Source organism: Leucobacter sp. UT-8R-CII-1-4 (assembly GCF_030010235.1).
Taxonomy (GTDB): Bacteria; Actinomycetota; Actinomycetes; order Actinomycetales; family Microbacteriaceae; genus Leucobacter.
Map to the genome: position 1 here is coordinate 212,677 of NZ_JASCRS010000002.1, position 26,759 is coordinate 239,435.

Below are 26,759 nucleotides of genomic sequence, written 5' to 3' on the forward strand. Positions count from 1 at the left end.
CAGCACAGTGCTAGGAGTCGAGTGCGGGCACAATCTGGCCCGCAATGACCTTCTCGATAACGTAGCTGATTGAGAGCGGTGATGGGTTACGAAGCGCGGTGCTCGCTGAGAGATCCATGGCGATGTATCCGTTCTGCTGCACAGCGTTCAGCTCCTTGAACAGTGTCGAAGATTCCCAACGGCTTTGCGTATCGGCCCCGAAGTATCCGATCATCACGATATCTGCGTCGAGTGCGGCAATGTTCTCTTCAGAGACGCCTGCCGAGCCTGAACCATCCGCGAGGCTTGGCAAGGCTGCAGCGGTCTTGCTGAAGCTTAGGCCGAATGCTTCAAGTACTTCAACGCTCGCGTCATTTGGGTCGTTCATCACTTTGAACTGGTCTGGGGTGCCGAGCGAAAGTGTGTAGTCGTGGCCCGCAGTCTGTGGATACTGCTTCACTGCTGCGGCAAGCTCTGCCTCGGTTTCTGCGATGAGGGTTTGTGCTTCGGTGGTCTTGCCGAGGGCCGATGCGATTGCGAGCGCCTGGTCACGCCACGGAAGTTGCAGGTAGTTCTTGTCGCTTGGGCCAAGCACGGGCGCGATTTGAGAGAGCTGGTCGTAGTACTGACCGAGTTGCGTGTAGGTGTTCGCGATGATGAGGTCGGGCTGCATGGCTGCGATTGCTTCGACATCGAGCTCAGCGCCGTTTGCACCCTGCGTTGTTGTGTCAATGATCGTAGGCACTTCGTCGAGCGCGGGCGCAAGCCACGGTGCAACTCCGTCGGGGGTCGCAAAGAACTTCGCCATCGCGATCGGCGTGACGTCGAGGTCAACGGCGATATCTGTTTCGAGTAGGCCGAGTGTGACGACCTTTTCTGGAGCAGCGTCGAGTTCGAGTGTGCCGTAGGCATGTTCCACAACGATTGCGTTTTCGCCTGGGCTGACGTCGCTATCGCCGCTGGGTGATCCAGCGCTACAGGAGGCTAGACCGAGGGCGAGTGCAGAAAGTAGTGCGGCTGAAACGACGCGGCGAACAGGGGTGACGTGCATGGTGCTCCTTGAATGGAAAGGATGAAATCAAACATCTCATGTTTGTAAGGGCAACCTTAATGCCTTAATGTTGATCGAGGCAACACACCAAACTCAGAGCGAAGGAATCAGGCGTGAGTGAAAAAACAAAACCTCTCTACGGAGGCAGGCACAGCGCGGTACTCGAACACCCTGACCATGTGCGCGGGATCAACCACGGAACGATGACCATTACCGCAATTGCCGAACTCGCACCCTCGGTGACGCGGCTTACCGCGACACTGAACCACGAGGGCGACCCCGAACGCTGGTTCGTCACCAACCCAGCGATTCGACTCGAACTCCCCGACCACGAGAGCGAAGACACCGTTTCACGGGTCTACACCGTGCGTGCGGTACGGCAAAACAAGCATGCGATCGAAATCGACGTAGACGTGGTTCGACACCCAGGCCAAAGCGTTGTCATGAGTTGGCTAAAAACACTCGAAATCGGTGACAGCACAAGAATCCTCGGCCCCCGAGCGCACTTCACGCCCTACAACGAACAGCAACTTCCGCTCGGCATCTTCGCCGACGAAACCGCAATCCCCGCTGTCGCGACGATCATTCGAGATATGCCAACAACCCGAAAAGCAGAAATCTGGGTCGAAACACCCGACAGTGCCGTGGTGACAGATCTCCCGCAGCACCCCGGTGTCACCCTGCACTGGCTACAACGCTCCATCAGCGAAGCACCCGCAAGCACCGGGCGACTCGTAGACGCCGCAACCGAGTTCTCCGAGAAAACCGAGGGGCAGCTTTCGGTGTGGGCCTGCGGCGAACACGGCGAAATGAAACGAATTCGCGACCACTTCCGAAAAGACAGAGGCCTGCCTCGGGAGCAGGTAGTTGTCTTCGGATACTGGCGCAAACTCGTGACCAGCTCCGAAATCGACGAACAGCGGCTACAAAGGTACGAGAAGGAACTCGCCGTGAACCCAAGCATGACCGTCCTCGACGAATTTGAGGAAAGTGAATAGCCCAAAGCGGCTCTCGCGGCGGCACCGCACCCTCATCGCATTCCTAGCGACAGGCACGATTCTGGCTCTCGCACTTGTGCTGGGGATCTGTATCGGCGGTCAGTTCACGCCACCTGAGACAGTGCTCGCGGCCCTCCAAGGCCAAAGCGATCGCAGCGCGCTCGCGATTATCTGGGAAATTCGGATCCCGCGCACACTCGCCGCTGCCGTCGCAGGCCTTGGGCTCGGTCTCGCCGCTTCCCTCCTCCAAACTCTGACTCGAAACCCGGTTGCAGATGCCGGCCTGCTCGGTTCAAACGCTGGTGCGACCGTTGTCGTGGCCGTTGGCATGGCCACCGGCGCGGCCGGAGGGTTCATCGCACAAAGCGCATTTGCGTTTCTCGGCGCACTCATTGCCACAGCGTTTGTCTGTGCAGTCGGGCTCAGCGGCAGAGTTCATTCGGTCACACGACTTGTGCTGCTCGGAGTGGCCCTCAGCGCAGTACTCATCGGTATGACCAACGGAATCATGCTCGCTGTTCCACAAGCTTTCGAAGGCATGCGCCACTGGTTGGCGGGATCGACAGTGGGGGTGCCGCTTTCTGCGACAACCATCGGAGCGATCACTGTGCTCAGCGCGCTGCTACTTGCGGCCCTCGTTTCACGCAGCCTCGAACTCACACGCCTCGGCGAAGACTCAGCGCGAGCCCTTGGCGCCAGACTCGGGCTCACACGCACGGGCACAGTGGTGAGTGTCGCACTCGCGAGTTCTGCCGCAACCGCGCTGGTAGGACCGGTCGCGTTTGTCGGACTCATCGCGGCTCACGCCGCCGCCCGGCTCTCCGAGCTGGCTGGGCTCGACGCATACGCACGGCACTCGCTCTCGGCAATCGGAGGCGCGATTTTGCTGCTGTGCGCAGACATTATTGGTCGCGTCGCGCTTTGGCCAGGCGAACTTCCTGCTGGCATCGTGATCGCTGTCATTGGAGCCCCCGCTCTGCTTTGGATTGTGCGTAAGGCGAGGAGCCTCACATGAAATACACCAAGGGTTCGCCCCGGTTACAGCATCGGAATCGGCAGAGCCAGCGACCGCTCAGAACGGTAATTGTCTGGAGCTCGCTCACCATCATTGCGCTCACAACGATTGTGCTTGGGGTGTCACTCGGCAGTTATCTACTCAGCGCAGACCAACTTTTCGCCGTGCTCACCGGCCAAGAACAGGGTTTCGAACGCACAGTAGTTTTGGAGTGGCGACTCCCCCGAGCACTCACAGCGCTCGGCGTGGGCGCCTGTCTCGGCCTCAGCGGGGCGCTGCTGCAGACCGTGACTCGCAATCCGCTCGCTTCACCCGATCTCATCGGCATCTCAGGCGGTGCTTTTACAGCGGTGCTCTTACTCGTCGTTGTACTCGGTTCGGAATGGGCAGTGGTTGGCCCCGCCGCTCTCGCCGGCGGACTCGTGACCGCCGCACTTGTTTTTTCGCTCTCGGGCGGGAGCGCTCGACACGGCAAAAGCCGCTTCCTTCTGGTCGGCGTGGCTGTTGCCGCGCTCCTCAGCGGGGTAAACAGTTGGGTCGTCATGTCAGCATCACTCGAATCTGCGATGGCGGCAGCGGCATGGGGCGCTGGATCACTCGCCGCGTCGACTTGGCAAAGCACGGGGGTCGCTATCGGAGTGCTCGTGATCTGCGGCGTACTCTGCGCGTTCACCGCCAGGCGGATCCGCGTGCATCAGCTCGGCGATGACCTCTCCCAGGCGCTGGGCGCCGCTCCCGCCCGGCTTCGCATCGAATTGCTGGTGATTTCTGTCATTCTCGTTTCGGCAGCGACGGCGCTCTGCGGCCCGATCGGCTTGCTTCCGCTCGTCGCAACACCAATCGCTCGAGCAATCGTACGATCCGGGAACGCGCCGCTCGCCGGCTCAGCTGCGGTCGGTGCCGCTCTGCTCGCCATCGCCGATCTTCTCGCTCAGCACGTGGTGCCCGGATCACCCCCGGCAGGGCTTGTCACCACGGTAATCGGTGGCGCCTATCTGCTCGTCTTGATTCTTGCGGGAAGAAAATCGGGCGTCGCATGAGCCCGCGTTTCCTGCCGTCATCCTGGGGCCGAGCAGCAGCTCGCAGGATGACGGCAGCCAATCAGTTCTATGGGATCCTGTGAGTTGCCGCGCTCACGCAGGATGACGGTACGGGCGGATGTTAGCTCTGCTGGCTCCGCTTGCGATCTTCGGCGCGGGCAATCAGGGTCTCGATCGCCGCAGTGAAACGCTTGGTCGGCTCACCCTGCGTGGTGTCACCGAAGTAGTGCTTCGACCACTGGCCGAGTCGCTCCTTGGCGGCCTCATCACTAATGACACCATCAAGCACCTCAACAATGTTCTCGGTCTGCTTCTTCGATAGCCACTCGCAAACGCTCAGGTATCCACCCTCGTCGACCTCAGCTTCTGCCGCTGCAGGCCGGGTCACCATGAGAGGTTTGCCGGTTGCGAGCCGGTCGTACACCATCGCCGAGATGTCGCAGATTGCAACATCTGGCAGGCTCAGCTGCCAGCCGAGCGCGGGAGCAGTGTCGTAGATGTGCTGTGCGGTTGGATCTTGTCGATTCGCCTCAGCGATCGCCGCGATAATTCGCTCGTTTGCGGCACCAAATTTTGCGTCGACGACACCGCTGCGCGGGTGTGGCCGGTAAACAACACGGTGCCGACCGGTTGCCAGCAGTTGCTTCACCAGAGTTTCACCGTGGCTGGCCACCGAACCATAGAGCGCGGCCGGGCGGTCACCTTCCCAGGTCGGTGCATAGAAGACCACGGTGCGGTCGTCAGGAACGAAAGGCGGTTCACCACTCAAATGGTCGGTCTGTGGGCGACCGATTGCAAAGGTGCGGCTGTCAAGGTCGTAGTCCCAAAGCACGCGGTTCAATCGCTCACGAGCAGCATCACCAGCGATGAAGGCGTAGTCGTAGCTCTTGTACTGGTTGCTCACCATGTACATCTTGTCGCTCTCACCGTGATTGATAAACACGTGCCAGCGACGGCCGTAGCGCATCATCTGGAAGTTCCTGGTGTTCTGGTTCACGTAGAGCACCACCTCAAGCGGTTGAGTCTCAAGGAACTCTTCAATGTCGGTGACCTTCTGCACAAAGGCAACCTCAAGGCCGCTCTCTTCCATCAGCAGCTTCGCGCCAGCAGGATTTCGCGCGAGCACCACAACCGGGTGCGTCTTCGAAAGCTCACGAAGGGGCGCATACCACTGCCGCATTTGGTAGATGTTTACGTCGCTATCGGCGAAGTACACGCCGACACGAAAGTGCTGCGTTGGCAGTGGGCCACGCTGCTCGACGAGCGCACGCGCACCAAAAAGCGCCTTGCGCCCGGCGTACACCTTCTTCGCAAGTTTCTTGGCACGCCTAAAATCTGTTGCAATCTGCATAGCTCAAGCCTAATTCAGTAGCGCATGCCAGAATAATTGAGTGGATCTCAAACCTTTGCCGGAATTGCCCGGCGTGAGCTATGTGATGCCTGTGCTCAACGAGGAAGGTTACCTCGAGAGCGCAGTGCGTACGATTCTTGATCAGGATTACCAGGGCGACAAGCAAATCGTGCTCGCCCTTGGTCCGTCGAGTGACCGAACCAACGAAATCGCCGAGTCTTTGGCGGCCGAGGATCCCCGAGTCAGTCTCGTACCAAACCCGCAGCGGGATATTCCGATCGGATTGAATCTCGCAATTGGCGCGAGCGTGCACCCCGTGATTGTGCGGGTTGATGCGCACAGTGAGCTCACTCCTGACTACACCCGGCGTGGCATTGAAGCGCTGCGACGCGAGGGTGCAGCAAATGTTGGTGGCGTGATGCGTGCAGCCGGAGCAACCCCGGTTCAACGCGCTATTGCAGCCGGATACAACAGCCCCTATGGCCTTGGCGGTGGCGCCTATCATCTTGACGGTACGCCAGGTCCGGCCGAGAGCGCGTATCTTGGCATTTTTCGGGCCGAGGCAGTTGCCGCAGTTGGTGGCTACGACCCATACATTCGCCGAGGCGAAGACTGGGAACTGAATCTTCGCATCCGCAATGCGGGTGGCTTGGTCTGGTTTGAACCTGCCCTCGGGGTGACCTATTGGCCTCGCGCAAGTTTTGGCAATCTTGCTAAACAGTTTTTTGCTACCGGTGCATGGCGCGCGGTGATCACCGCCCGTCACCCGAAAGAGACACCGCTGCGTTTTTATCTGCCTGGCATGCTGGTACTCGGTCTTGCGCTGAGTGTCATGGTGTTGCTGCTACAAATCATCGGCGCGCTGCCGTGGCAGTGGTGGTCAATTGTGCACTTCACTCCCGTGGCGTACCTTGCAGCGGTGCTCTTCGCGTGCACACGGTTGCCGGGTCTTCGCGGATCTGAGCGTGTGCTCGGTCTGTGGGCCCTGATCACCATGCATTTATGCTGGGGCACTGGCTTTTTGTGGGGTTTGATCGGCGGAGCTGGGCGTACCGTCGACAAATCGCGAATGTAAGTATTGATGTCGTTGCTGCGCGCCGATGGCACAGCGCAGCAACGACGTAGTGCAGCGCTACTAGCTCGCGGTGAGATACCCGCGCTGAATAAGCGCATCAACTACGCGCTCTGCCGCCTGGCCATCATCGTGCGGAACATAGCGTTCACACCAGGCCTCGTATGATGCGCCGCGAGCAATTCCGGACTGCAACGCCGCGATCAACTCGGCGCGGTCGCGTAGCAGCGGACCGGGAGCGGTCGCTTCAAAATCGAAAGTGAATCCCCGCTCGCGATCACGATATGAGGCAAGATCTGGCACAAAGAATGCCAGAGGTACTCGCGCGACAGCAGCGTCAAACATCACCGAAGAGTAGTCGGTAACGAGCACATCGGCAGCCAAAATAACGTCGTTCACATCGGGATGCGCTGACGCATCAATCACCCGGTGTTGCACGCCGAGATACGTGCCCGTGCTGCGAGTGTGTCCGCGCGCAACGATTGTCCAATCATCGCCAAGCTCGGCTGCGAGTGCTTGCACATCGAGTGTGTCGACGTTTCCGCCGCCATCACGCCAGGTGGGCACATACGCAAGCACATGTTTGGCATCTGCGATTCCAAGCTCTCGCTTCGCAGCTTGCACCACAAACTTGATACGTTCTCCGTGCACCACTGCGGCTGCGAGACGGTCGTCACGAGGATAACCAGTTTCAAGCACTTCGCCGCGGAACGCATAGTTGCTCACAAATTGCTCGGTCGAGTGCGGGTTCTGCGAAAGCATCAGGTTCCAGCGACGGCTTTCACGGTGGATCGCAAGACGTGTGCGTAGTGACACGTTCGGGCGCCCGAGAGCTAGGTGTTTCAGCATGGTGCCGTGCCACGTCTGCAAAACGCGCTGATTGCGGCCGCGTTTAAAGCCATAGCGCAACCAATCGTTTACGATCAGCAGCGTCGCCCTGCGACGCACCGCAAACCATTCAGGTGAACCGACCAGCACCGCAGTGGCTCCTGTAGGAACCTCTGTTGATTCTGATGTCACGCTCCAATAGCGCGGAACATCTGGGAATCTGCGGGCAATCTCACGGTCTAGCGCGAGCGGATTGCAGCTCACCTGTTTGCCGTAGAAACTCTCGAAAAAGACTGCTCCATCTGGCACGATCTCTTTGTCGCTGCGATCGAGTTCTGCAATTACGGCGAGCACTCTGCGCGCCGCTCCGCCCTCGGGGAACGCGTGAAAACGTTCGGCAAGAGCCCGAGAGTCGGCCTCGGTCGCTCTGCGCGCAGCAGATTCGGGCACCACTGCGGCCAGGCGATCCAGCGTTGCGAACCAGCTGTATTGCACCCGACCAGCGGCAGTAACTTCGAGCGGTTCATACAAACCGCGGCTCAGCGCATACTCGCTCAGGTCTGGGGCAAACCACACGATAGGGCGGCGCAGCAATGAGAAGTCGATCGCGATCGAGGAGTAGTCGGTGATCAGCGTGTCAAAGGCGCCGAGCAACGGCGTAATGTCGCGGGCGAGGTCTGCACCGAAAAGCGAGACCCGGTCGCCGAGCAGGTCTTGATAAGCTCCGACTCCGAGCGGATGCGAACGAATCAAAAGGCGCGCGCCGAGAGTGTCAAGCGTCGCATGAATCTGCTCGATTTCTTCGGCGGTTGGGATCGCTGGATCCGCCTTCCCGTCACGCCAAGTTGGTGCGTAAAGCAAAAACGGCTCAGATTCATGCGCTGGATCGAGGCCAAGTAGCTCACGCACCCGAGCTTTTGCGGCTCGTGCAGCGCCTGCATCGTTCGCCTGCACGCAAAGCTGATCATCGCGTGGATCGCCAAGCACCCGTACCCGACCCGGATCAACCCGGTACGCAGATCGCAACCGCTCGGCCGAGGTCACCGAAGCAGCCACGAACATGGTGAACCGTTTGGTACCGGCAAGATACATGCGACGCAGAATTGCGCGCAGCGGTGCGGGGCCGCCAAACGACAAGGTCACTGGCGAATCAAGATGCAGCTTCTTCAGCGGCGCACCGTGAATGAGATTGATAATGCGGCCACCAAAAATGCCGAAACGATTCACATCGCCCAGGCCGTGAGTCACCACAATCTGGCCGGCGCGCAGCGTCGCCCAAAAACCAGCCCAACCGTGTTTGGTCACGGCTGTAAAACCTTCTGCCCGCGCCAGCTCTGCCTCGCGCTCAGTGCTCACCAGCCACCCGATAGATACGTCAGGGCAGTCTTCGTGAAGTGCGCGGGCAACCTCAAGCGCGCCTTCGCCCACACCGATACCGCTGCCAAAGACCCAATTGCTGCGGCTCCGGGGCACAAACAGCGCAAACAAGGCCGAGAGCACATACTTCGGCGCTGCGAGCAGCTTCTGCAGATTGCCACTCGCGAATTCAAAGCGCCCAGTACTCACCTGGCCACTCTATTCGTTCAGCTCTCGCTGCGCGAAGTTGTGGGCCCCGCACCAGAAAAGGTACGGGGCCCACAGCGTGCGAGTCATCGCGTTTTCAACACCCAGTGACTACCATTCGAGCGTGCCGAGTGTCACCTCAGCCTCGCCCGGCTTGCCGCCACGAACGTAAGAGATCGTGACTTTGTCGCCGCCCGCGTGCATGCGCACCAGCGCGGAAACGGTAGTGCCAGAGTCGGCCGGAACACCGTCAACGGCGGTGATCACATCGCCTACCTTCAGGCCGGCATTTGCAGCAGGACCACCAGCGACTAGCTCGCTGATCAGTCCACCTGCAAAGTTTCGATCCTCATCGGTGTCTGCCGATGAATCATTGACACCGATACCAAGCAGGCCGTGTGAAGGCTGTTCGCCAGCGATCAGGGCATCTGCCACGCGAGTCACCATGTTCGATGGGATCGCGAAGCCAAGGCCGTCACTGCCGGCGGTGCTTGAGTCTGCGCCGTTCGAAGCGATAGCCACATTGATGCCGATCAGTTCGGCATTGGCGTTCAGGAGCGCACCGCCCGAGTTGCCAGGGTTGATAGAAGCATCAGTCTGGATCACCGGCAACGTCACTCGAGTGGTGGTTTGCTGTTGGGGCTGCTGTGGCTGCTGACCTTGGCTGTCCGGAGTGCCGAATCGGTACCAAGGCAGTTCTTCCTCACCGTTCGGATCTGGCTGATCCTGCTGCTCATTGGGCTGATCGGGAATGATCGAGCTGCCAACAGCGATACCTCGGTTGAGCGCGCTCACCACACCGCTAGTGACAGTGTTTGAAAGGTTCAGCGGGGCACCGATGGCTACAGTGAGGTCGCCAACGTTAATCTCTGACGAGTCTGCCACCTCAACCGGTACGAGGTTGTCGGCTTTTACCTTGACGACTGCAAGGTCAGCGAAGGGATCAACACCCACAATCTCACCGTCGAGCACTCGACCATCACTCAGCGAGACACGAATCTCTGGGTTCGAGCCAGCCTTGCCATCAAGCGTCACAACGTGAGCGTTGGTAATGATGTATCCGTCTTCACTGTAGATAACGCCCGAGCCTGAACCGCCAGCGCTTTCACCGCTTACCGAGAGCGTGACCACGCTCGGGGTTGCGGCGAGCGCAACTGCCGACACGTTGGTTGAGGTGTCGGCGTTGTTGAAGGTGACCCGGCCGGTGGCTGGTGCCTGCGCGAATGAACTGGATCCCTGATTTGCCGCAACAAGTGCGCCTGCGCCACCGCCGACTACACCGGCTACAACTGCGCCGATGGCAATACCCGCAAAGAAAACTCCTGCACGAGACTTTTTCGGTGTCTCTGCTGGTGCCTGGGTTGCCTGCGCTGTTGCGCCCGACGCTGTAAATTCGGCCGTGCCTGACGCCTCTGGAACCGGCACACCCTGATCGGCAAGGTGGCTTGGGTGCGGCGCGTAGTAGGCGTTCTGCTGGGGCTGGTGCAGTTGCTGGTGCTGCTCATACTGCGATTGCGGTTGAGCGGCCGGCTGCACAGGCTGGGCTGGCTGTTGCGCCTGCGGTGCCTGTGGCATCTGCGGTGCAGGCTGGGCAGCAGCAGGCTGGGCATCTGCCGGCTGACCCTGAGCCATATCAGGCAGCGGGGTGGTCTGCTGGGCAAACTCACCCTGCTGCTGAACTGGCTGCTGCGGGGTCTGCTCGGGCTGCTGTGGAGTCTCGGGCTCAGGGGTAGTGGTCACAGTCGGGCCGCCTTTCTTCTGATCCCAGAATGCCGAGCATTCCTATGAATCTGATTAGCGCGAACTGTGTGGCTGCTGCGTGAGGAGCATCTTGAGCTCGCCGAGCTGGTTTCGGTAAGCCTCAACGTTTCGCAATTTCACATCTTCGTAGCCGCGGATCATGTCGGGCAAACCGGCGATCTGCTCGGAAACGACCAGGCGATCCACCGTCAAATCAGCTGTCAGCTCGCGCACAGTGCTTTCATACTCTGCAATCAATTCGCGCTCAAGCTTGCGCATCTTGTCGTAGCCGAAGATATCGAACGCAGTGCCGCGAAGCCCACGCAGCGAGCGCAGCGTGACGAAGGCTGGGCGGAACCACGCACCGAGGCGAATCTTGTTCTTGAGTCCCATCGCTTTGAGGGTAGGTGGGTGCAAACGCCACTGTACCTTCGCGCCGCGACCAAACTGCTGTGCAATCTCCTCGTCCATCTGCGGGTCAAGTGCGAGGCGCGCAACTTCGTACTCGTCTTTGTACGCCATCAGCTTGAAGAGGTAGTTCGCGACGGTCTCGGTCAGGCGAAGCTCACCGCCAAGCGCAGCCTCAGCCTTGCGAGTTTCTTCGACGAAATTTTCGTAGCGGCGTGCATAAGCCTCGCTTTGGTACGCCACCAGCTCGGCGCGACGGTTGGCCACAATCCGTTCAAGTTCTGAATCTGCCGGAGCCTGCACGATGCTGCTAGGCACCAGGACAGCCGGAGCCTGCTCGACGAGCAGCGCACTTAGGGCAACATCAAGCGCTGCCTTGTCTGCGACGTATTGGCGACCACGGCGGAATGCCTGAATGTTGCGCGGAACAGCCACCCCGTTCAGCCCGATCGCCTCTTCTACCGCCTCTGGCAGCAGGCTGAGAGCCCCCAGCTGCACAGCGACACCGAGCAAGAACATGTTGCCCATCTGCTCAACACCAAACAGCCCTTCAGCGTAGTGACGGAGGTCGAGCGAAACACATTCACCCTCGGGGAGTTCCTGGATCACACGATCCAGCGTTGCGCCAACCTCAGGGAAGGTAACCTTCACATCGCTCACCATCGCACCCGTTGGCACGATCGAGGTCGATACGATCGCGGTCGCATTTGGCGCGAGAGCTACCGTGTTTTTCTGATCTGCCGCAACCAGTAGGTCGTAACCAAGGTACAGATCGCAGCTGCCATCGCCAATCGCGTTGCCCGCCTCGAATGGAGCACCCTCGATCACGAGGTCGGAAATAACGGCGCCACCCTTCTGCGCGAGACCGGTGCGGTCGAGCGTGCGAACGTAGCGGCCAGAAAGCACAGCAGCGGTAGCCAGAAGTTGCGAGGTGGTCACGACTCCGGTGCCGCCGATACCCATCAGGCGAATACGATGCGAAACGGTCTGCAGTTCAGGGGGTGCTGGTAGCTCGCCAAGGTCAAGATCCACGAGGCCGGCAACGCGTGACTCCTTGGTGCCCGGTCGCACTGTCACGAACGCTGGGCAGTCTCCATCGAGGCAGCTCTTGTCAACGTTGCATGAGCTCTGGTGAATGCGGGTCTTACGACCGTATTCGGTGTCGACGGGCTGTACCGAGAGACAGTTCGACTTCTCACCGCAATCGCCGCAACCCTCACAGATTCGCTCATTAATCATGATGAACTCTTCGGGCTTCTTCGCGAGGCCGCGCTTACGCTTGCGGCGAAGCTCGGTGGCACACTCTTGCTCGTGCACGAGCACAGTGGTGCCCTCGATTTTCGAAAGAACTTCCTGCGCTTCGGCTAGCCGATCTCGGTGCCACACTTCAATGCCACCGGGCATTCGCTGCGCTTTGAGCGCCTTTGGTTCGTCGCTTGTCACGATCACCTTGGCGACACCCTCAGCGAGCATTTCGCTCACCATCTCCGGAATGGTCATCTGGCCGACCGCGTCCTGTCCGCCGGTCATTGCGACGGTTGAGTTGTACAGAATCCGGTAGGTAATGTTTGTCTTCGCAGCGATCGAGGCGCGAATCGCGAGGCTACCGGAGTGGTGGAAGGTGCCGTCGCCGAGGTTCTGCACAAAGTGTCCGTTTTGCACGAATGGGGCCATGCCGATCCACTGGGTGCCCTCGCCACCCATCTGCGTGAGACCGACCACATCGCCGACCTGTTTTGGATCCATCAGCAGCACCATTGCGTGGCAGCCGATACCTGCACCAAACGCCGAATCAGTCTGTGGTTTGGTCGAGCTGTTGTGTGGGCAACCCGAGCAGAAATATGGTGTGCGCTGTGCGAGCGGCAAGTAGATACGCTCGCTCAGGCTGCCGGCTCGTTGGTCGAGCCAGCGGGTCACGCCCGGAACAGATGGCAGACCGGCAAGCTCAGTAGCTAGCGCTTTGGTGACCGAGTCTGCAGTGAGCTCACCGTGCATCGGGAAGAGTTCTTTGCCATTTGATCCGCGCTTGCCGAGCACTTTTGGCCGCGATGGCGCGTCGTATAGCAGTTCTCGCAGTTGCGCTTCGATGAAGGCTCGTTTTTCTTCGACGACAATGATGGTGTCGAGGCCCTCGGCAAACTCGAGCATCTGGCTCGGCGAAAGCGGCCAAACCACGCCTAGCTTCATCAGCCTGACTGATGACTCATTTTCAGCGCCGTTTGCATCTTTACCGGTGCCAAAACCGAGCGTCGCCAGCGCCTCCATGGTGTCGAGGTAGCCTGTGCCAGCGGTGATGATGCCGATTCGGTCGGCTGCGCTGCTGCGCACAGTGCGGTTCAGCGGGTTCAGCTCAATATATTCGCGCACGATACGCATGCGAGTTGAAAGCATGTCTCGTTCAAGCGGGCCAAGGGTGGGCTGCAGCAGTCGCGAGGTGGGTTCGTGCAAACCAGCACCAAAAGGCAGCACCGGAGTAAAGCCGTTGCCCGCCTCAAGATCGACCGTCGTTGAACCGTCGGCTACTGAGGTCACGATCTTCATTGACGACCACAGGCCACTGGCACGCGAGAGTGCGACCGCGTGGCGGCCATAGTCAAGTACTTCTGCCGCATCACAGGGATAGAGGATCGGCATCATGAGGTCGGCAAGTGCGCTCTCTGATGCGCACGGCACACTCGAAGATTTCGCGGCCGGATCGTCACCGACAAAAGCGACTGCTCCCCCGCTCGGGTGGGTGCCCATCAGGTTTGCATGGCGGAAGGCGTCGGTTGCGCGGTCGAGGCCCGGGGCTTTGCCATACCAGTACCCGACCACACCGTCGACGGTTGGGCTGAGTTCGTGGATCAGCTGACTGCCTTGCACTGCCATCGCGGCGGCTTCTTCGTTCAGGCCGGGTTCAAACCGCACATTGTGCTGGTCGAGCAGCTTCTTTTGCCGAATAAGTTCAAGGTCGTAGCCACCGAGAGGCGATCCCTCGTAGCCACTAATGAATGACGCATTCTGTTTGCCGTCAGCGGCGTCGAGGCGTGCACGATCAAGTGGCACGCGTGCGAGGGCTTGTACGCCTGTCATCAACACGCGGCAGCTTTCATCCGCGTAACGAGCATCAAGTGAGCTCAGGACCATTTCGTTGTTCCGCATTGCTCCACCGCCTTTGGTAGTAACGCGAGGATCCTCGCTCATCAATATGTTCAATAGAATCGCATTAAGCTATCGAGGCAATCAACTCAACCCCGAACAACTCATCAAAATGCTAAGCTGACACTCGAACAAGGGGGCACTTTTGAGCAATATGCTGAGAATTGATCGACTCGACGGTGAAATGATCGCGCTACTAGAACGCGATGCCAGGCTCGGCATCGGTGACCTGGCAGATCGGCTCGGCGTCTCGCGCAACACCGTGCAGTCTCGTTTGCGCCGCCTGAGCGAAGCAGGCCTACTACGCGGATTCACCCCGCGGCTGAACCTGGTCGAAGTAGGCATCACAGTCGAAGCATTCGCCGCGCTCGCCCTCGATCAGGGCAAACTCGACGAGGTCATTGAACTGCTCGCGGGCATTCCAGAGGTACTTGAGGTGCACGCAACCTCCGGCCGCGAAGATCTCCTGGTGCGACTAGGCACCACCTCGCACGCCGAGTTGCAAGATTTAATTCAGCGAATCGTTGCCCTGCCAGGTGTTGGCCACTCAAACACAACGCTCGCGCTCACAACGCCACTGCCCTACCGTGTCGCGCCGCTGCTCACTAAGGCAACCAGAAACGCCGGATGGGGCCGCTCAACGGCCCTTCCCGAATCGAACGCTACCCGATCCGAGGCGCACACAGCCGCGTCATCAACAGCTCGGTAAATCTGGCCTCGTCAACACCCAACAGCGCCACCAACCCCCGCACAGTCGTACGCGATCGCGCCCTGGCATACTCGCCGCGATCACTACCGCTTCGCGCACTCCACACTGCGAGGTTCACTGCGAGGCGCCCAATGGAGGCTGCAAGCAGCACCGCTACCTCTTCGGCAGTCAGCGGCATCACAGTACCCCAGCCCTCGGCGACACTCAGATACGCCTGCGCCGGCTCAGCCGCGCCACGGCAAGCGTACGCCGCAATCACAGCGATTTCGGCAATACGCGGCGCCCAGACCATGTCACCAAAGTCGAGCACACCATTGACCCGATCGCGCCGCTCGTTCACGAGCAGGTTCGAGTCGTGCAGATCGTGATGCACGACCGTGTGTGGCAGTTCGTGCAGCACAGGCTGAACAACCTTTTCAAACCTCTCCACCGCCTGCTGCAACAAGCTGACCGTCTGCTGATCTTCAATCGCCACCAGCGATTCCCGGATAGATTCGAGCGTGCGGCTCAATGCCCAAGGGTGGTCACGCTGGATCGCAGGGCGCGAGACTTCGCTTAGCGCGAGGGCAATCTGTGCACCGCTCACGCCAACCGAATGCATCAACTCAGGGGTGGTCTGCACCGCTTCAAGCGGGGTGCCGTCGAGCCACTCACCGATGTGGGCGATCACCTGGCCCTCTTCGGTTTCTGCGAGGGCGAGCAGTTCACCCTCTTCGGTGCGGATCGTTGCGGGAGCAGGAAGACCGCGCTCGTTTAGGCGCTCCATTGCTGAGGTTTGCCAGGCGGTAAGCACCGCGTCTTCTTGCCTGTATCGAATGGCTTTAAAGGCAACGGTGCGGCCGCTATGAAGCTCTACCCGGTAGACCGCAGAAAGTTCACTCTGTAAGGCAATGAAACGGGTTGCTCGCAGGCGATAGTGCGCTTCAAGAATCTGAGTCACTTGCTCAGGAGTGAGGCTCAACGAATCAGGGGCGATCGTGTCAGCTGCCACCAAGCGCCTCGCTTTCGTTTGAGATACTCACGAATGGTAGCGCAAAATTGGTCACCAATCGAAGCTATTGCGAATTGCTCTTGAGAAGCGTCAGCAAAAAGCGCTCATTAAACTCGATGTGCGCAAGAATCACCCGCTGAGCTTCAAAAGAGTCTCGAGCCATGAGTGCCGCATGAATGGTGCGGTGATCACCGATAATCTGCTCGGCGCTCCAGCCGTCAGACTGTTCACCATCACGAATAACAGAAAGCGCCATCTCCATCTCCGGGCTAATCAATTCGTAAAACGAATTAAGCCTGGGGCTCTCAGCCAGACCGACAACGGCTCCGTGAAAGGCAAGGTCACTGCGCACCATTTGTACCGAGTCATCACCGAAGGCCGCATCTTGCAAACGCTGGTAGGCGTCGTCAAGGCGATCCCTGCTTTCGGCAGAGGCAAATGGCGCGTTTCGCGCCCCCTGAAGCTCAAGAGTGCGTCGAACTTTGTAGAGATCGAGCACATCATCGTCACCCAGCACTCGCACCGTCGCGCCCCGGTTGCGCTCATGCACCACGAGCCCCTGGGCTGCCAGCTTAAACAATGCCTCACGAATGGTTCGCCGAGAAACCCCGAGCTCCTCGGCAAGTGACACCTCCCGAAGCGGGGCTCCCTGCGCAATCTTTTCAGTGAAGATGTGGTTGCGAATTTCGGCAGCTACGCGTTCGGCGGCTGACGCCACCTCAACCCCGCCAGCTGCCATCCTTTCGTTTTTCTCGCTCGCATCACTCATGCGTCTCCCCCACCGTTCAATTTCGTCTGCACTTTAGCCTACGTCTTCGTGTCACAATCACGCAGATTACTGGGGCTCAACGCAGACAAGCGAGCCCCAACGGGTCAATATCTGCACATTCCCTCCATAATTGGTGATCAATCATGCGAGAATGAGCGTGGGATCGGCGCCGCTGGCGCGAACAAAGCGTGAGGAGCAATTCAATGACGCGAGCACAAACGGACAGTGGCCAACCCTTCGCCGCAGGCGTACACATGGCAAACGGTTTCGATCCAGCGCGCGGAACCCCGTTAGACCCGACAACAGCCCAATTGATCGCACGGCGCGAGCGGGTGCTCGGCCCGTCGTATCGACTGTTTTACCAAGAACCGCTTGTCGTTGAAAGCGCGAACAGTGTCTGGCTGCGAGGTGCTGATGGCAAAGACTATCTTGATGCCTACAACAATGTGCCAGCGATCGGGCACAGCCACCCTGCCGTCACAGCGGCAGTGACCGCACAGCTCAGCACACTCAATACCCACACCCGCTACCTCACCGAATCGATACTTGCGTACTCAGAGCGCCTGCTCGCAAAGTTTCCCGAAAGCCTCAGCCAAATCACGTATGCCTGCACCGGCAGCGAAGCGGTCGACCTTGCAATACGCACGGCACGCACCCACACCGGAAACACCGGATTGATCATCTCTGAGCATGCCTACCACGGCACCACGGTAGCCGCAGCGGGCATTTCACCCTCGCTCGGCCCCAATAATGTGCTCGGCAGTGACGTGGTGACAATCCCATCAATTGACTCGGCGCGAATGCCGACGCATGAGATTGCGGCGTCGCTGCTCGCCTCAGTGGAGAACGCGATTGCGCAACTCAACGAACGTGGATCGGGAGTAGCCGCGATCATCTTTGACTCGATATTTTCAAGCGACGGCGTACAACCCGACCCGGCAGGATTCTTGCAGCCCATTGTCGAAGCAGTGCATCGCGCCGGCGGCCTGTACATTGCAGATGAAGTGCAACCGGGCTTTGGTCGCACGGACGGCTGGTGGGGCTTCGAGCGCCACAGCATTGTGCCCGACCTAGTCGTGCTCGGAAAACCCATGGGCAATGGACTTCCCATATCGGCGCTGGTGGGCAAACCTTCGGTGCTGGGATCTTTCGGGAGCCAGGTACGATATTTCAACACCTTCGGCGGAAACCCGGTGAGCATTGCCGCGGCAACCGCAGTGCTTGACGTGATCGAAGAAGATGAGCTGATCACGCGGGCAAGCGCCGTGGGCAGCGCGCTGCTGAAAGGTTTACAGCGGATCGCAAACGCCCACGACCGGGTACTTGATGCGCGCGGCGCCGGCCTATTTTTGGCGATGGAGTTCGCCTCCCCCGATTCCGACCAGACCCCCGACGCTGACCTCGCCGACAGAGTGGTGAATGGCATGCGCGCCGAAGGAGTGCTGCTGAGCACCTCCGGGCCGCACGCCGCAGCGTTGAAAATTCGGCCACCGCTCCCCTTCAATGAGGAGCACGCCACGTTACTACTCGAAAAACTTGAACGCGTGCTCGCCAACGAGACACGAAACTAATCTGCGACGCTGCGCTAGTTCGCACGTTCCGCGCGCTAGCGCAGCAAAACCAACACATTATGGCCTTAAACCCCAGCATTCACTTCATGCCTGAGGTATGCAGTGTGGATCGCCTGCTCGAGAGGTCTGGCCAGATGGCCAGGATCAACGCGATGCCAACATGAATCTGCAGAATACGCCCAGAGTCAACGGTGAACCCGCGCCGCGGTGGGAAATCAGCGCGTTTAACACGACCGAAACTCTCACGGAACGCCGATCCACCATCACCCTCGTCTGGCTGCAAAGCCAAGCCCCAACGTGGCTGCTTGAGGGCCGAAAACAGATCCCACACCCCTGAGGCAGAGCTCTGCTCGAATTTAGAGAGCACCAGAACGTCGCCCCGACGTGGTGCGTTTGGCCCGAATTCGGGAACCACGGTAACTTACCAGCCAGATTGCATCCCAGACACACCCACAAAGGCTGCGGGGTCAAGTAGTTACTCACCGCGTCCGTCACCCGCGTTGCCGGGCAGGGTAATGTGGCCGCGGCACAGCGAGATGAACTCTTCAAGGTTTGACCCGGCGAAAAGAACCGTTCGCATCAGCGAATGCGCAACATCACCGATCGTCGTGGTGACATCGCAGGAGATCTCAACGTCACGGTTACCTCCACCGGTAGCACTCACACCAAGTTTCAGTTTCGTACGTCTCCAGCTCCTCTAAAACCCTACTGCTGTGTGAGGGCGTTCCAATCAGGAAAAACATCGAAGTCGCCAGGCAGTGATTCTTCCCTGCCACTTTCAGCATCAGGAATCCGATCAGCAATCGCGTGCAGCAAGCCTCTCGTATCACCCCAGAATGCGTCGCTCACAACGTCAAGGTTGTACTGCCCATTTGGCTGCACTTGGTAGCTCATGCGGTAGCCGTCGCTGGTCACAGCCATGGCGGTCCATCCCCGCTCGACGTCACCGCTCACTTCGACCTCACCGCCTTGCTTCTCAAAGAATCCGATGACCGGGTCAAGGTCTGCTTTTTCTCCGGTAGCACCTGGCAAATGGATCGCCCGGACCGCCTGCATGAAGTAACTGTTTTCAGCAGTTGCTCCTTCAAGCGGGGTCGGCGCGTAGATACCCTGGCTTGGCGCGATGCCTGAAGAAATCCAGATCCACGGAGTGTTCGCGTCGGTGACTTGCAGTTGTGCTTCTTTCAACAGCTCTTGCATCCGCTCATAGCGATCCGCCATGGTGTTGAACTGCTCTTCAAGTGACTGCTGCTCGACTTGCGTCTGTGTCATTCCCGAAGCATCCATCTCAGGGCCTTTCGTAGTGCATGAGCTTGCGCCGACGATAATTCCTACTGACAGCGCTGCGGCAGCGGCTGCCTTCATCAGCTTGTGTGTGTTCACGGGGTTCCTCCTCCAAGGATGCGTCCCATAGATTCGACCGAGCTGGTGCCTTTGGTGAGGTAGCCTACCTTGCCGCCCCAGTTGAAGAAGCTTCCGCTCTTGTCTTCTGTGAACATGTCGTGTGCGGTAACTCGAACACGATCACCACGGTCTTCTGACTCAAATTTTTCGATACCGGGGATATTCACTGGATTGTCTCGGCCGCTACCGCTCAGGCCCATCCATGCAACGTTATCGCCCTTCGCACCCGTTGCATAGAAATGGTTAGCGTGCATCTCCTCAACAGTGGTGCCCTTTTCAAGTCCAGCCGAACCGTAGGTAACAAAGGTGTCCACCTCAGTCTGCGTAATTTTGAGGGCTTCTGCTGCGGTTGTCGACCCATAGGAGTGGCCAAATACCACGAAGTTGCTCATCTTTTGGCCGCTGGCTGAACGCACCGCGTTGATTCCATCGATGAAGTTCGCAAGTGGTTTTGCGCCAGCTGCGGCGCGGTCTCCGTGGGTGACTTCAAGGCTCGGAGGCATCGCTGGCGAGTGGTAACCAATCCAGGCCACAATTGCCGGACTTGCTCCGGAGTTGTATCGGCGCGCCTCGAGGTAGAGCTGCTCTGCACCACCGAGACCGTTCGCAAGGCCATTGACATCTGAACCCATACCCGAGACATTGACGCCAACATGTTTGGCCGTATCGAGGTTACCCAACGAGATCGCTGCGGTCAGCACACCATCGTGGCTGCCAAAACCAAAGAGTTGCACAGTTGGCTTGCCACTCATCAATTTGGCATTCGCCACAGCGTCGTTGTAAGTCTGGCGAATGTTTTTAACCTGTTCGGTAAAGTCCTTTACCGACATGTCTCCGCTGAGCCCCATCATGCGAATCGAAGCATCTGGATTCGCGATCGCGTAATCGAGCGCGGCGTTGGCCGCGATGTCTTGTACTGCGAAGGGCACGCCATCGGCCTTCCCCAGTGCGAAAAGCACTTCAATTGGCAACTTCTTAACATCTTCGTTAGAAAGACCAAGCGCCTTCCACTTATCGGCGACTTCCTGCGGAGTAAAGCTTCCGCTGAGAATATCTTGCAGTAGCGGGTCTGAAAGATACCGAGAACGGTGCACCGATGTGCCGGTGTAGTGGCGGGTGATGCCGGCCCGGGTGTTGCCACCGTTGTAGCTCAACAGCGGCCCGAGGTCGGTGCTCTTCAGCTTCGAGGTGAGCCGTGACTCGCTCTCTTTGCGCTCTATGATGAGCTTGTTCCAGCGGGTCTGCTGCTCAGAGATCCGGTCAGCGGCCCAGCCCCATGACATTGCTTGCGCGGTCCAGGTGCCGGTAGCCCAAGCCTTGGCGACAAGGTTGCTCTCCTCGCCTTCGGCGGATGCACTCGGCGCCGGAGGAAAGAGCGAGGGCCGCCGATTCCATTCGGTGGGGACGTGCACAGACGGTTGAACTTGCAGCGTGCGCGCTGCCTGCTCGAGTTCTCTTGCACACCCACGAATCTGCGACAGGAGATCCTCGACGGTCGAGATCGTCTCACGTGCCGATGCGTGAATACGATTAATGTCGTCCGCGTACGCCGCAAACGCTGACGAGGCAGTTGAAAGGTCGAGCGAGAGTTGAGTCGCTCCCTGCATGAAGCCGGTATCGATCTGAGTCTTCAGCTTCGTCACTGACTTACCGGAGAGGGTACGCAGCAGAGAAACCGATTGCAGAGCCTTTGAGTTTCCACTGTCAATTTCGTCGACCATGCGCGCAAGCGTGCGCGAGGCGGCGTCAGCTTCGGTAGATGTCCCCACAATTGGAGATTTTCCAACGAGCACGCCGCCCTCTGCTGCAACTAGCAAAGACAAAGAGGAACCTCTTAATTCGTAAAGCCCGGCCCGAGCGCTTGACTGATTTCGTTCTCAATCATGGTCGAGGCAGACATGACTCCAGCAACGGACGCTGCACCTTCTCCTGCCGCATCAGAAAGTGCCTCAGCAGCAATACCGGCAGCCCGCATAAAGCTCCCGACAGTTCCACCGATCCCAGTGTAGCTATCAGCGTTGAGCATTGGCATGGATCGGTTGCTTTGGATCTCGGAAGCCGCATCGGTCAACAGCCGGGCAGCACTGCCGAGGTATGCGTCCTGAAATTCAAGATCAGCCATAGCTGCAGTACCTCAGGATAGTTCTGTATCAATTAGTTGATCCGTGAAGCGATCTGCGCATCCATGTCGCGCATAGCGTTTGCGGTCTGCGTCAGGAAGCTCTGGATTTCGTTGAGCTTTGCTACAACGGTGTTCGCACTCGTCGTGTAGTCGTTGTAGGCGGCATTGAACTTCACCGAAGCCTGGTCGGTCACAAAACCCGACGAGACGAGGTTCTGGATCTGCTGCTGCAGCGACTGAAGTTTTGCGGTGATCTCTTCGCGGCCCTGGCCCAGCTGTGCGGCCGACTGCTCGATCTCGGCATAGGAAACCTTGATGTTCGACATGTGAAACTCCATCTCTTTACCCGTGTAGCGCACTTGTTCAGCGCGGCATGACTGCGCGTACAGCACCTGACGCACTACACAACGCTATCGAAACGAGCTTATCGGCCAAAAGGGGTCTAATGCACCTGTATGCAATATTTGAGCTGGTTTGCCCGACTGGCGAGTCGGGCAGGATGGCATCGTGCCCAAGCCCTCCTAGCGGTGATGACAGGAACCCATCACCCAGAGCAAAGGTGGTCAAGGAGTATCACGACGAGATCGCACTGACGCAGTCTTCGGGTTACAGGACAAAACGTGTGGATGGAACCCTGTTCTAGCCGCATGATCACGCGGTAAAACAGGAATCACTATGCTCCGGCACCCTTAACTGTGCCAAAAACGTCAAACGCCACCCAATGTCCGCTCTGCGACACCAAACTCGTGAAGAACGGGATCACCGCTGCCGGCACACAACACTGCAAATGCCCAAGCTGTGGCGCTTCAAGCACACGCAGTCGCGAGGACATCACCCGAAAGCACCAGCTCGCAAGATTCCTCACCTGGCTCTGCGGAAAGCATGCTCAAGCCGATTTTGGTGGGCCAAGCGCGGCCTGCCAGTCGGGTGCAACGCTGAATCTTCCACGTGCGCATGAACCTGAGAAGGCACCTGACGCTGAACCCCAGGACCGAAGCCGGCTGACACCTCCTCCAGATCGGCCGAGCACTCTCCAAAGTCGTAACCGTTGAAGACGCGATCAAGTGGCAGAAACTGCTCAACGTGTGGTGACAGGCGTACGGACACCTCACCAAGGAACGCACCCGATACCGCAACGGCACCACCGGGTCCACCCACGACCGGCTCCGCAAAGCATGGAATCTGCTCCACGCGCTGAACCGCAAGAATGTGCTCTTCACCTATCTTGAGCACGGCAACGCCAGAACCACATCACCCCTCGAAGGCGGCATCAATAATGGCATCAGGAGCATGCTCATAAACCATCGCGGAATGAGCGAAACACACATGAAACGAGCAGCAGAGTGGTTCCTCGCCCCGCGCGAAACCCTGCTCGAACGAGCACACGACCTCATCATCAACCACACGCCAACCAACACAGTGATCGGGACCAGAGAAAAACCCGTAGAGCCTGTGCTCTACGACACTGCGCCCAGCGCCGACGAAGGGCTCTGGCTGAGCACAGGCTGGGCTGGGCGAGGGCGAGGATAAACACACCTAACGCCATTCACACGTATTGTCCTATAACCCGTGCTTCTCGCCGAAAAGGCGAAAGGCCCCTGACCAGGATTTCTCCTTGTCAGGGGCCTTTCTCATCGTTGCGGGGGCAGGATTTGAACCTACGACCTCCGGGTTATGAGCCCGGCGAGCTACCGAACTGCTCCACCCCGCGGCACAAGAATTAACTTTAGCATGGGCCGCGGGGCGGTACAAATCCTGGGCAGCAGTTCGGCGTGTCCTACTGCGCTTGCAGGGCGTTCGTGAGGGCTTCCTTCAGGCGCGCATCGGCTTCGCCGTACGCGGTCCAGTCGCCCGCCTTCATTGCTTCATCACGGTCGGCGATAGCCTGCTTCATCTCGCGCAGGGCTTTTTGCAGCTCTGGCGAAGAAGGCTTCTCGGTTGAGGTGCCCGTGTCTGGGGTTTCAGCTCCCGGGTCAACCACATCCGTGCCTTCGCCCTCAATTGGCACATCACCGTCACCGGCGGAAGCGCCGGAGTTGCCGCCGAAGAGCTCGTCGAGCGCACCGTCAAGGGTGTCCTCGAACGCGATCTGGTCGCCGAACGACGCAAGGACCTTCTGCAGAATCGGGAAGCTGGTTCCCGAAGACGCCTGCACATACACCGGCTGCACGTAGAGCAGACCGCCACCAACCGGCAGAGTGAGCAGGTTACCGCTCGTCACCTTACTGCCACCCTGACTCAGGATGTTCAGCAGCCTGGAGACCTCAGAGTCGGTCGTGAAGCTGTTCTGCACCTGACCTGGGCCAGGAACCGAATTGCCCTTTGGCAGCGTGAGCAGCTTGAGCGTGCCGTAATCCTCCGATACCTTGCCGTCCACGTTTCCGGCGTTCGAATTCGCTGCCAGATATCCGGTCAGAATATTTCGAGCGTCTTTACCACGCGCTGCAGGAATATAGGTCGAGTAGATCGAGAAGTTTGGATCTGCATCCTTACCAGCGGCCATCGTCAAGTAGTACGCCGGCTGCCTAGGCGCTTCACCGTTGTCACCCGAAGACACGGTTGAGACCGGGTCGCTCGGCGTACGCCATGCGTCTTCTTCTGAGTAGAAAGCGCCAGCGTCTGTGACGTGATAGGTCGAGAGCATCTCACGCTGTGCCTTGAACAGATCGCTCGGGTAACGGACGTGGCTGAGCAAGTCACCGCTCATCTTATCGACCGACTGGAGCGTGTCCGGGTAGATCTTGCTCCATGCCTGCAGCAGTGGATCTTCGGTGTCCCACGCGTACAGTTTCACACTGCCGTCGTAGGCGCTCACGGTTGCCTTCACCGAGTTGCGAATGTAGTTCACTGGCTTCACGCCCGCGCCAGCTGCACGCGGGTTGTCGGCATCAACAATCAGTGAGTTGAAGTCCTGCATCTCCGAGTACGGGTACTGATCAGAGGTGGTGTAGCCATCAATGATCCAGACGACTTCGCCGTCGACTACCGAGGCGTACGGCGCCGAATCTACTGTCAGGTATGGCGCAACCTTCTTCACACGATCAACCGGGTTGCGGTCATAAAGAATCTGCGAACCATCAACGACAGCGCCCGAAAGCACGATCTCCATCGACTGGAACTTCAGCGCGTACAGCAACTTCGTAAAGACGTTGCTCAGTACGGGTCCACCGTCACCGGCAAAGATAGTCAGGTTCTGACGCCCACCTTCGCTCTCAGAGACAGTTGCCTCTTGGTCTGCTTCGGTGTCGTTGGTCGCCGGCGCTTCGGCGTTCTCAGCAGTACCGTCTGCGCCCTCAGCTGGAGTTTCAGTGGGGGCCTCGGCTGGAGCCTCAGCGGGTGACGCACTCTCGTCGTCAGCCGGGTAGTCAACCTCGATTGGCTTCGCACGGTCGCCACCAACGATTGAGTAATTCGGTGAAGTCATACCGAAGTAAACGCGCGGTTCAAACTCGCCGAGGCGCCCGCTGGTTGGGATCCCGCTCTCCAGGAAGACAGGCTCACCGCTAGCTGAGCGCTGGTTGCCGTATGCTGCCACCAAGCCGTAGCCATGGGTATAGACCAGCGTCTGGTTGTACCAGCCATTCTGGCCCGAGACGTCGATATCGCGCACCGCGGTAACAGTGTCTTCGATCTTGCCGTCAATCTCGTAGCGGTCGACGCTCAGCGATTCTGGGAACTTGTAGTACTGGCGGCTCTGTTCAAGCTGAGCAAAGGTTGGCGAGACGACAGCAGGGTCGATAATTCGAATGTTTGCAGTGGTCTCAGCATCGCCACGCAGCTGACCTGGCTCCGCATCGGTTGCAGCGTCATAGCGTTCAACCTTGACGTCATCGATACCGTACGCGGCTCGAGTTGCCTCAATATTCCGAGCAAGGTATTCACTTTCCAGGCTCTTCTCGTCTGGGCGCACACGAAGCTCCTGCACGACCCATGGGTAACCGACGCCAACAACGAGGGCGGAAACCAGAAGCAAGGCAGTACCAATCACGGGCAGGCGCCATTTACCGGTAACTGCGGTGATCAGGAACAGCAGTGCAACGATTACGGCGATACCAGCAAGAATCTGCTTACCCGGAATTGTGGCGTGCACTCCCGTGTAGGTGGCACCGGTGAACCGGCCCTGGAAGTCAGTGAGCGCCGCGTAGCGGTCAAACCACAGGCTGACACCCTGCAGCGCAAGGTACACAAATGCCAGCACGGCGGCCTGAATACGGGTGGCCTTCGAAACACGCACATCGCGACCAGCAAACGAGATGCCACCGTAAAGGTAGCTGGTTGCTACACCGAGAATCAGGCTGATCAGCACGACTGCCGATGCGTAGCTCAGTACACCCTGCCAGAACGGCAGCGAGAAGAGGTAGAACGAAGTGTCAAGACCGAACTCAGGGTCTTTTGTGCCAGAGGGTGACGAGTTCCACCAGAGCAGCACGCGCTGCCAAGATGAGGCCGCAGCAAATCCACCAAATAGCCCAAAGAGCGCAGGCAAGAGCCACTTGATCAACCGGCGCAGCGGTTCAACGAGCTCTTGATATCGATCCAGCTGTGCCGTCAAACGCGCGTAAACCGGGCGCTTGCGGTAGGCAATGTCGATCGAAAAGAATACGGGAACTGCCATCGCCAGGAAACCAACAACGAACATCGCTGCCGCTGCTACCCACTGGGTGAGCAGAACTGGCAGGTATCCGAGTTGGTCAAACCAAAGCACCTCGGTAAAGACAGAGGCAGCTGCAAGAAGGCCAAGAACCAGCAGCACAACCAGAACCACGGTCACCGCAATCGGTGAGACGCGGCGCTTAGTTCCCTGCGGAGCGGCGTTGGTCGGGTCAGTCACGTCGAAACTCTCTGTTAAATGATGGATTCTGGCGTGCCCCCAGCCTATCGACCGCCCCCGACAAGATGCCTGGAATTCGCAGTTCGCTTGAACGCATTGGTCACTGTTCGCAGTGAGCGCAACGCAAATGCCCCAGATTTCCCGCTCTCACGGCCGAATTTCACCCCTGTGCCGTAACT

At 58.9% G+C, this 26,759-nt stretch carries 21 protein-coding genes and 1 tRNA gene; 7 read left to right on the top strand and 15 right to left on the bottom strand.

The window, feature by feature from the left end:
- Positions 1 to 10 precede the first annotated feature (10 nt).
- On the bottom strand, positions 11 to 1,030 hold the full coding sequence (locus tag QBL02_RS05965) for an ABC transporter substrate-binding protein (protein ID WP_282725475.1): 1,020 nt from the start codon (positions 1,028 to 1,030) through the stop codon (positions 11 to 13).
- A 113-nt stretch (positions 1,031 to 1,143) separates the two neighbouring features.
- On the opposite strand from QBL02_RS05965, the gene QBL02_RS05970 reads away from it, so the two are divergent.
- The 3 genes from QBL02_RS05970 to QBL02_RS05980 are packed head-to-tail and all read left to right on the top strand — an operon-like array spanning position 1,144 to position 4,083.
- The gene (locus QBL02_RS05970) at positions 1,144 to 2,028 is read left to right on the top strand and encodes a siderophore-interacting protein (protein ID WP_282725477.1); all 885 of its coding nucleotides are present in this window, start codon (positions 1,144 to 1,146) and stop codon (positions 2,026 to 2,028) included.
- Entirely contained in the window at positions 2,021 to 3,043 is a 1,023-nt protein-coding gene (locus tag QBL02_RS05975) for an iron ABC transporter permease (RefSeq protein WP_282725478.1), read from the top strand. The genes QBL02_RS05970 and QBL02_RS05975 overlap by 8 nt, the downstream gene beginning before the upstream one ends.
- On the top strand, positions 3,040 to 4,083 hold the full coding sequence (locus QBL02_RS05980; protein WP_282725479.1) for an iron chelate uptake ABC transporter family permease subunit: 1,044 nt from the start codon (positions 3,040 to 3,042) through the stop codon (positions 4,081 to 4,083). The genes QBL02_RS05975 and QBL02_RS05980 overlap by 4 nt, the downstream gene beginning before the upstream one ends.
- Before the next feature lie 121 nt (positions 4,084 to 4,204).
- Here QBL02_RS05980 and QBL02_RS05985 read toward each other — a convergent pair whose 3' ends face one another.
- Positions 4,205 to 5,434, bottom strand: a complete 1,230-nt coding sequence (locus tag QBL02_RS05985; RefSeq protein WP_282725480.1) for a CDP-glycerol glycerophosphotransferase family protein — start codon at positions 5,432 to 5,434, stop codon at positions 4,205 to 4,207.
- Between the two features lie 40 nt (positions 5,435 to 5,474).
- Here QBL02_RS05985 and QBL02_RS05990 point away from each other — a divergent pair, with 40 nt between their 5' ends.
- Positions 5,475 to 6,509, top strand: a complete 1,035-nt coding sequence (locus QBL02_RS05990) for a glycosyltransferase family 2 protein (protein WP_282725481.1) — start codon at positions 5,475 to 5,477, stop codon at positions 6,507 to 6,509.
- Between the two features lie 60 nt (positions 6,510 to 6,569).
- On the opposite strand, the gene QBL02_RS05995 is transcribed toward QBL02_RS05990, so the two are convergent.
- From QBL02_RS05995 to QBL02_RS06005, 3 genes are all read right to left on the bottom strand, one after another.
- Positions 6,570 to 8,900 carry a CDP-glycerol glycerophosphotransferase family protein gene (locus QBL02_RS05995; protein WP_282725482.1) on the bottom strand — a complete coding sequence of 777 codons (2,331 nt, stop codon included), beginning with the start codon at positions 8,898 to 8,900 and terminating at the stop codon, positions 6,570 to 6,572.
- Between the two features lie 108 nt (positions 8,901 to 9,008).
- Complete coding sequence (locus QBL02_RS06000) at positions 9,009 to 10,637, bottom strand: trypsin-like peptidase domain-containing protein (protein WP_282725483.1); 1,629 nt, start codon at positions 10,635 to 10,637, stop codon at positions 9,009 to 9,011.
- A 54-nt stretch (positions 10,638 to 10,691) separates the two neighbouring features.
- Positions 10,692 to 14,186 (bottom strand): indolepyruvate ferredoxin oxidoreductase family protein, encoded by a 3,495-nt coding sequence (locus QBL02_RS06005; protein ID WP_282725484.1) that lies wholly within the window; start codon positions 14,184 to 14,186, stop codon positions 10,692 to 10,694.
- 151 nt (positions 14,187 to 14,337) lie between these two features.
- Here QBL02_RS06005 and QBL02_RS06010 point away from each other — a divergent pair, with 151 nt between their 5' ends.
- The gene (locus tag QBL02_RS06010; RefSeq protein ID WP_282725743.1) at positions 14,338 to 14,892 is read left to right on the top strand and encodes an Lrp/AsnC family transcriptional regulator; all 555 of its coding nucleotides are present in this window, start codon (positions 14,338 to 14,340) and stop codon (positions 14,890 to 14,892) included.
- Here QBL02_RS06010 and QBL02_RS06015 read toward each other — a convergent pair.
- A complete protein-coding gene (locus QBL02_RS06015; RefSeq protein ID WP_282725485.1) occupies positions 14,846 to 15,883 on the bottom strand; it encodes a phosphotransferase in 1,038 nt (345 codons plus the stop codon). The two genes, QBL02_RS06010 and QBL02_RS06015, sit on opposite strands and share 47 nt — an antisense overlap.
- 64 nt (positions 15,884 to 15,947) lie before the next feature.
- Positions 15,948 to 16,652, bottom strand: a complete 705-nt coding sequence (locus QBL02_RS06020) for a GntR family transcriptional regulator (protein ID WP_282725486.1) — start codon at positions 16,650 to 16,652, stop codon at positions 15,948 to 15,950.
- 203 nt (positions 16,653 to 16,855) lie between these two features.
- Here QBL02_RS06020 and QBL02_RS06025 point away from each other — a divergent pair, with 203 nt between their 5' ends.
- A complete protein-coding gene (locus QBL02_RS06025; RefSeq protein WP_282725487.1) occupies positions 16,856 to 18,223 on the top strand; it encodes an aspartate aminotransferase family protein in 1,368 nt (455 codons plus the stop codon).
- Between the two features lie 79 nt (positions 18,224 to 18,302).
- Here QBL02_RS06025 and QBL02_RS06030 read toward each other — a convergent pair whose 3' ends face one another.
- From QBL02_RS06030 to QBL02_RS06055, 6 genes are all read right to left on the bottom strand, one after another.
- Positions 18,303 to 18,590, bottom strand: coding sequence for a hypothetical protein (locus QBL02_RS06030; RefSeq protein ID WP_282725488.1), 288 nt, complete (start codon positions 18,588 to 18,590; stop codon positions 18,303 to 18,305).
- Between the two features lie 108 nt (positions 18,591 to 18,698).
- The gene (locus tag QBL02_RS06035) at positions 18,699 to 18,887 is read right to left on the bottom strand and encodes a hypothetical protein (RefSeq protein WP_282725489.1); all 189 of its coding nucleotides are present in this window, start codon (positions 18,885 to 18,887) and stop codon (positions 18,699 to 18,701) included.
- A gap of 41 nt (positions 18,888 to 18,928) precedes the next feature.
- Entirely contained in the window at positions 18,929 to 19,606 is a 678-nt protein-coding gene (locus QBL02_RS06040) for a hypothetical protein (protein ID WP_282725490.1), read from the bottom strand.
- Positions 19,603 to 21,450, bottom strand: coding sequence for an alpha/beta hydrolase (locus tag QBL02_RS06045; RefSeq protein ID WP_282725491.1), 1,848 nt, complete (start codon positions 21,448 to 21,450; stop codon positions 19,603 to 19,605). The genes QBL02_RS06040 and QBL02_RS06045 overlap by 4 nt, the downstream gene beginning before the upstream one ends.
- An 11-nt stretch (positions 21,451 to 21,461) precedes the next feature.
- Positions 21,462 to 21,749, bottom strand: coding sequence for a hypothetical protein (locus tag QBL02_RS06050; RefSeq protein ID WP_282725492.1), 288 nt, complete (start codon positions 21,747 to 21,749; stop codon positions 21,462 to 21,464).
- Between the two features lie 32 nt (positions 21,750 to 21,781).
- Positions 21,782 to 22,075, bottom strand: coding sequence for a WXG100 family type VII secretion target (locus QBL02_RS06055; protein WP_282725493.1), 294 nt, complete (start codon positions 22,073 to 22,075; stop codon positions 21,782 to 21,784).
- 985 nt (positions 22,076 to 23,060) lie between these two features.
- Between QBL02_RS06055 and QBL02_RS06060 the strand changes: the two genes are divergently transcribed.
- On the top strand, positions 23,061 to 23,279 hold the full coding sequence (locus QBL02_RS06060) for a hypothetical protein (protein WP_282725494.1): 219 nt from the start codon (positions 23,061 to 23,063) through the stop codon (positions 23,277 to 23,279).
- A gap of 107 nt (positions 23,280 to 23,386) precedes the next feature.
- Here the strand turns inward: QBL02_RS06060 and QBL02_RS06065 are convergent.
- Positions 23,387 to 23,460 (bottom strand) — tRNA-Met (locus QBL02_RS06065).
- A 66-nt stretch (positions 23,461 to 23,526) separates the two neighbouring features.
- A complete protein-coding gene (locus tag QBL02_RS06070; RefSeq protein ID WP_282725495.1) occupies positions 23,527 to 26,580 on the bottom strand; it encodes a UPF0182 family protein in 3,054 nt (1,017 codons plus the stop codon).
- Between the last annotated feature and the right edge of the window lie 179 nt (positions 26,581 to 26,759).

Excerpts from the sequence above, each read along its gene's own strand:
- QBL02_RS06005 (WP_282725484.1), bottom strand. The coding sequence starts at position 14,186 with ATGCGGAACAACGAAATGGTCCTGAGCTCACTTGATGCTCGTTACGCG.
- QBL02_RS05980 (WP_282725479.1), top strand. The coding sequence starts at position 3,040 with ATGAAATACACCAAGGGTTCGCCCCGGTTACAGCATCGGAATCGGCAG.
- QBL02_RS06025 (WP_282725487.1), top strand. The coding sequence starts at position 16,856 with ATGACGCGAGCACAAACGGACAGTGGCCAACCCTTCGCCGCAGGCGTA.
- QBL02_RS06020 (WP_282725486.1), bottom strand. The coding sequence starts at position 16,652 with ATGAGTGATGCGAGCGAGAAAAACGAAAGGATGGCAGCTGGCGGGGTT.
- QBL02_RS05985 (WP_282725480.1), bottom strand. The coding sequence starts at position 5,434 with ATGCAGATTGCAACAGATTTTAGGCGTGCCAAGAAACTTGCGAAGAAG.
- QBL02_RS06050 (WP_282725492.1), bottom strand. The coding sequence starts at position 21,749 with ATGGCTGATCTTGAATTTCAGGACGCATACCTCGGCAGTGCTGCCCGG.
- QBL02_RS06010 (WP_282725743.1), top strand. The coding sequence starts at position 14,338 with ATGCTGAGAATTGATCGACTCGACGGTGAAATGATCGCGCTACTAGAA.
- QBL02_RS06055 (WP_282725493.1), bottom strand. The coding sequence starts at position 22,075 with ATGTCGAACATCAAGGTTTCCTATGCCGAGATCGAGCAGTCGGCCGCA.
- QBL02_RS05965 (WP_282725475.1), bottom strand. The coding sequence starts at position 1,030 with ATGCACGTCACCCCTGTTCGCCGCGTCGTTTCAGCCGCACTACTTTCT.
- QBL02_RS06060 (WP_282725494.1), top strand. The coding sequence starts at position 23,061 with ATGAGCGAAACACACATGAAACGAGCAGCAGAGTGGTTCCTCGCCCCG.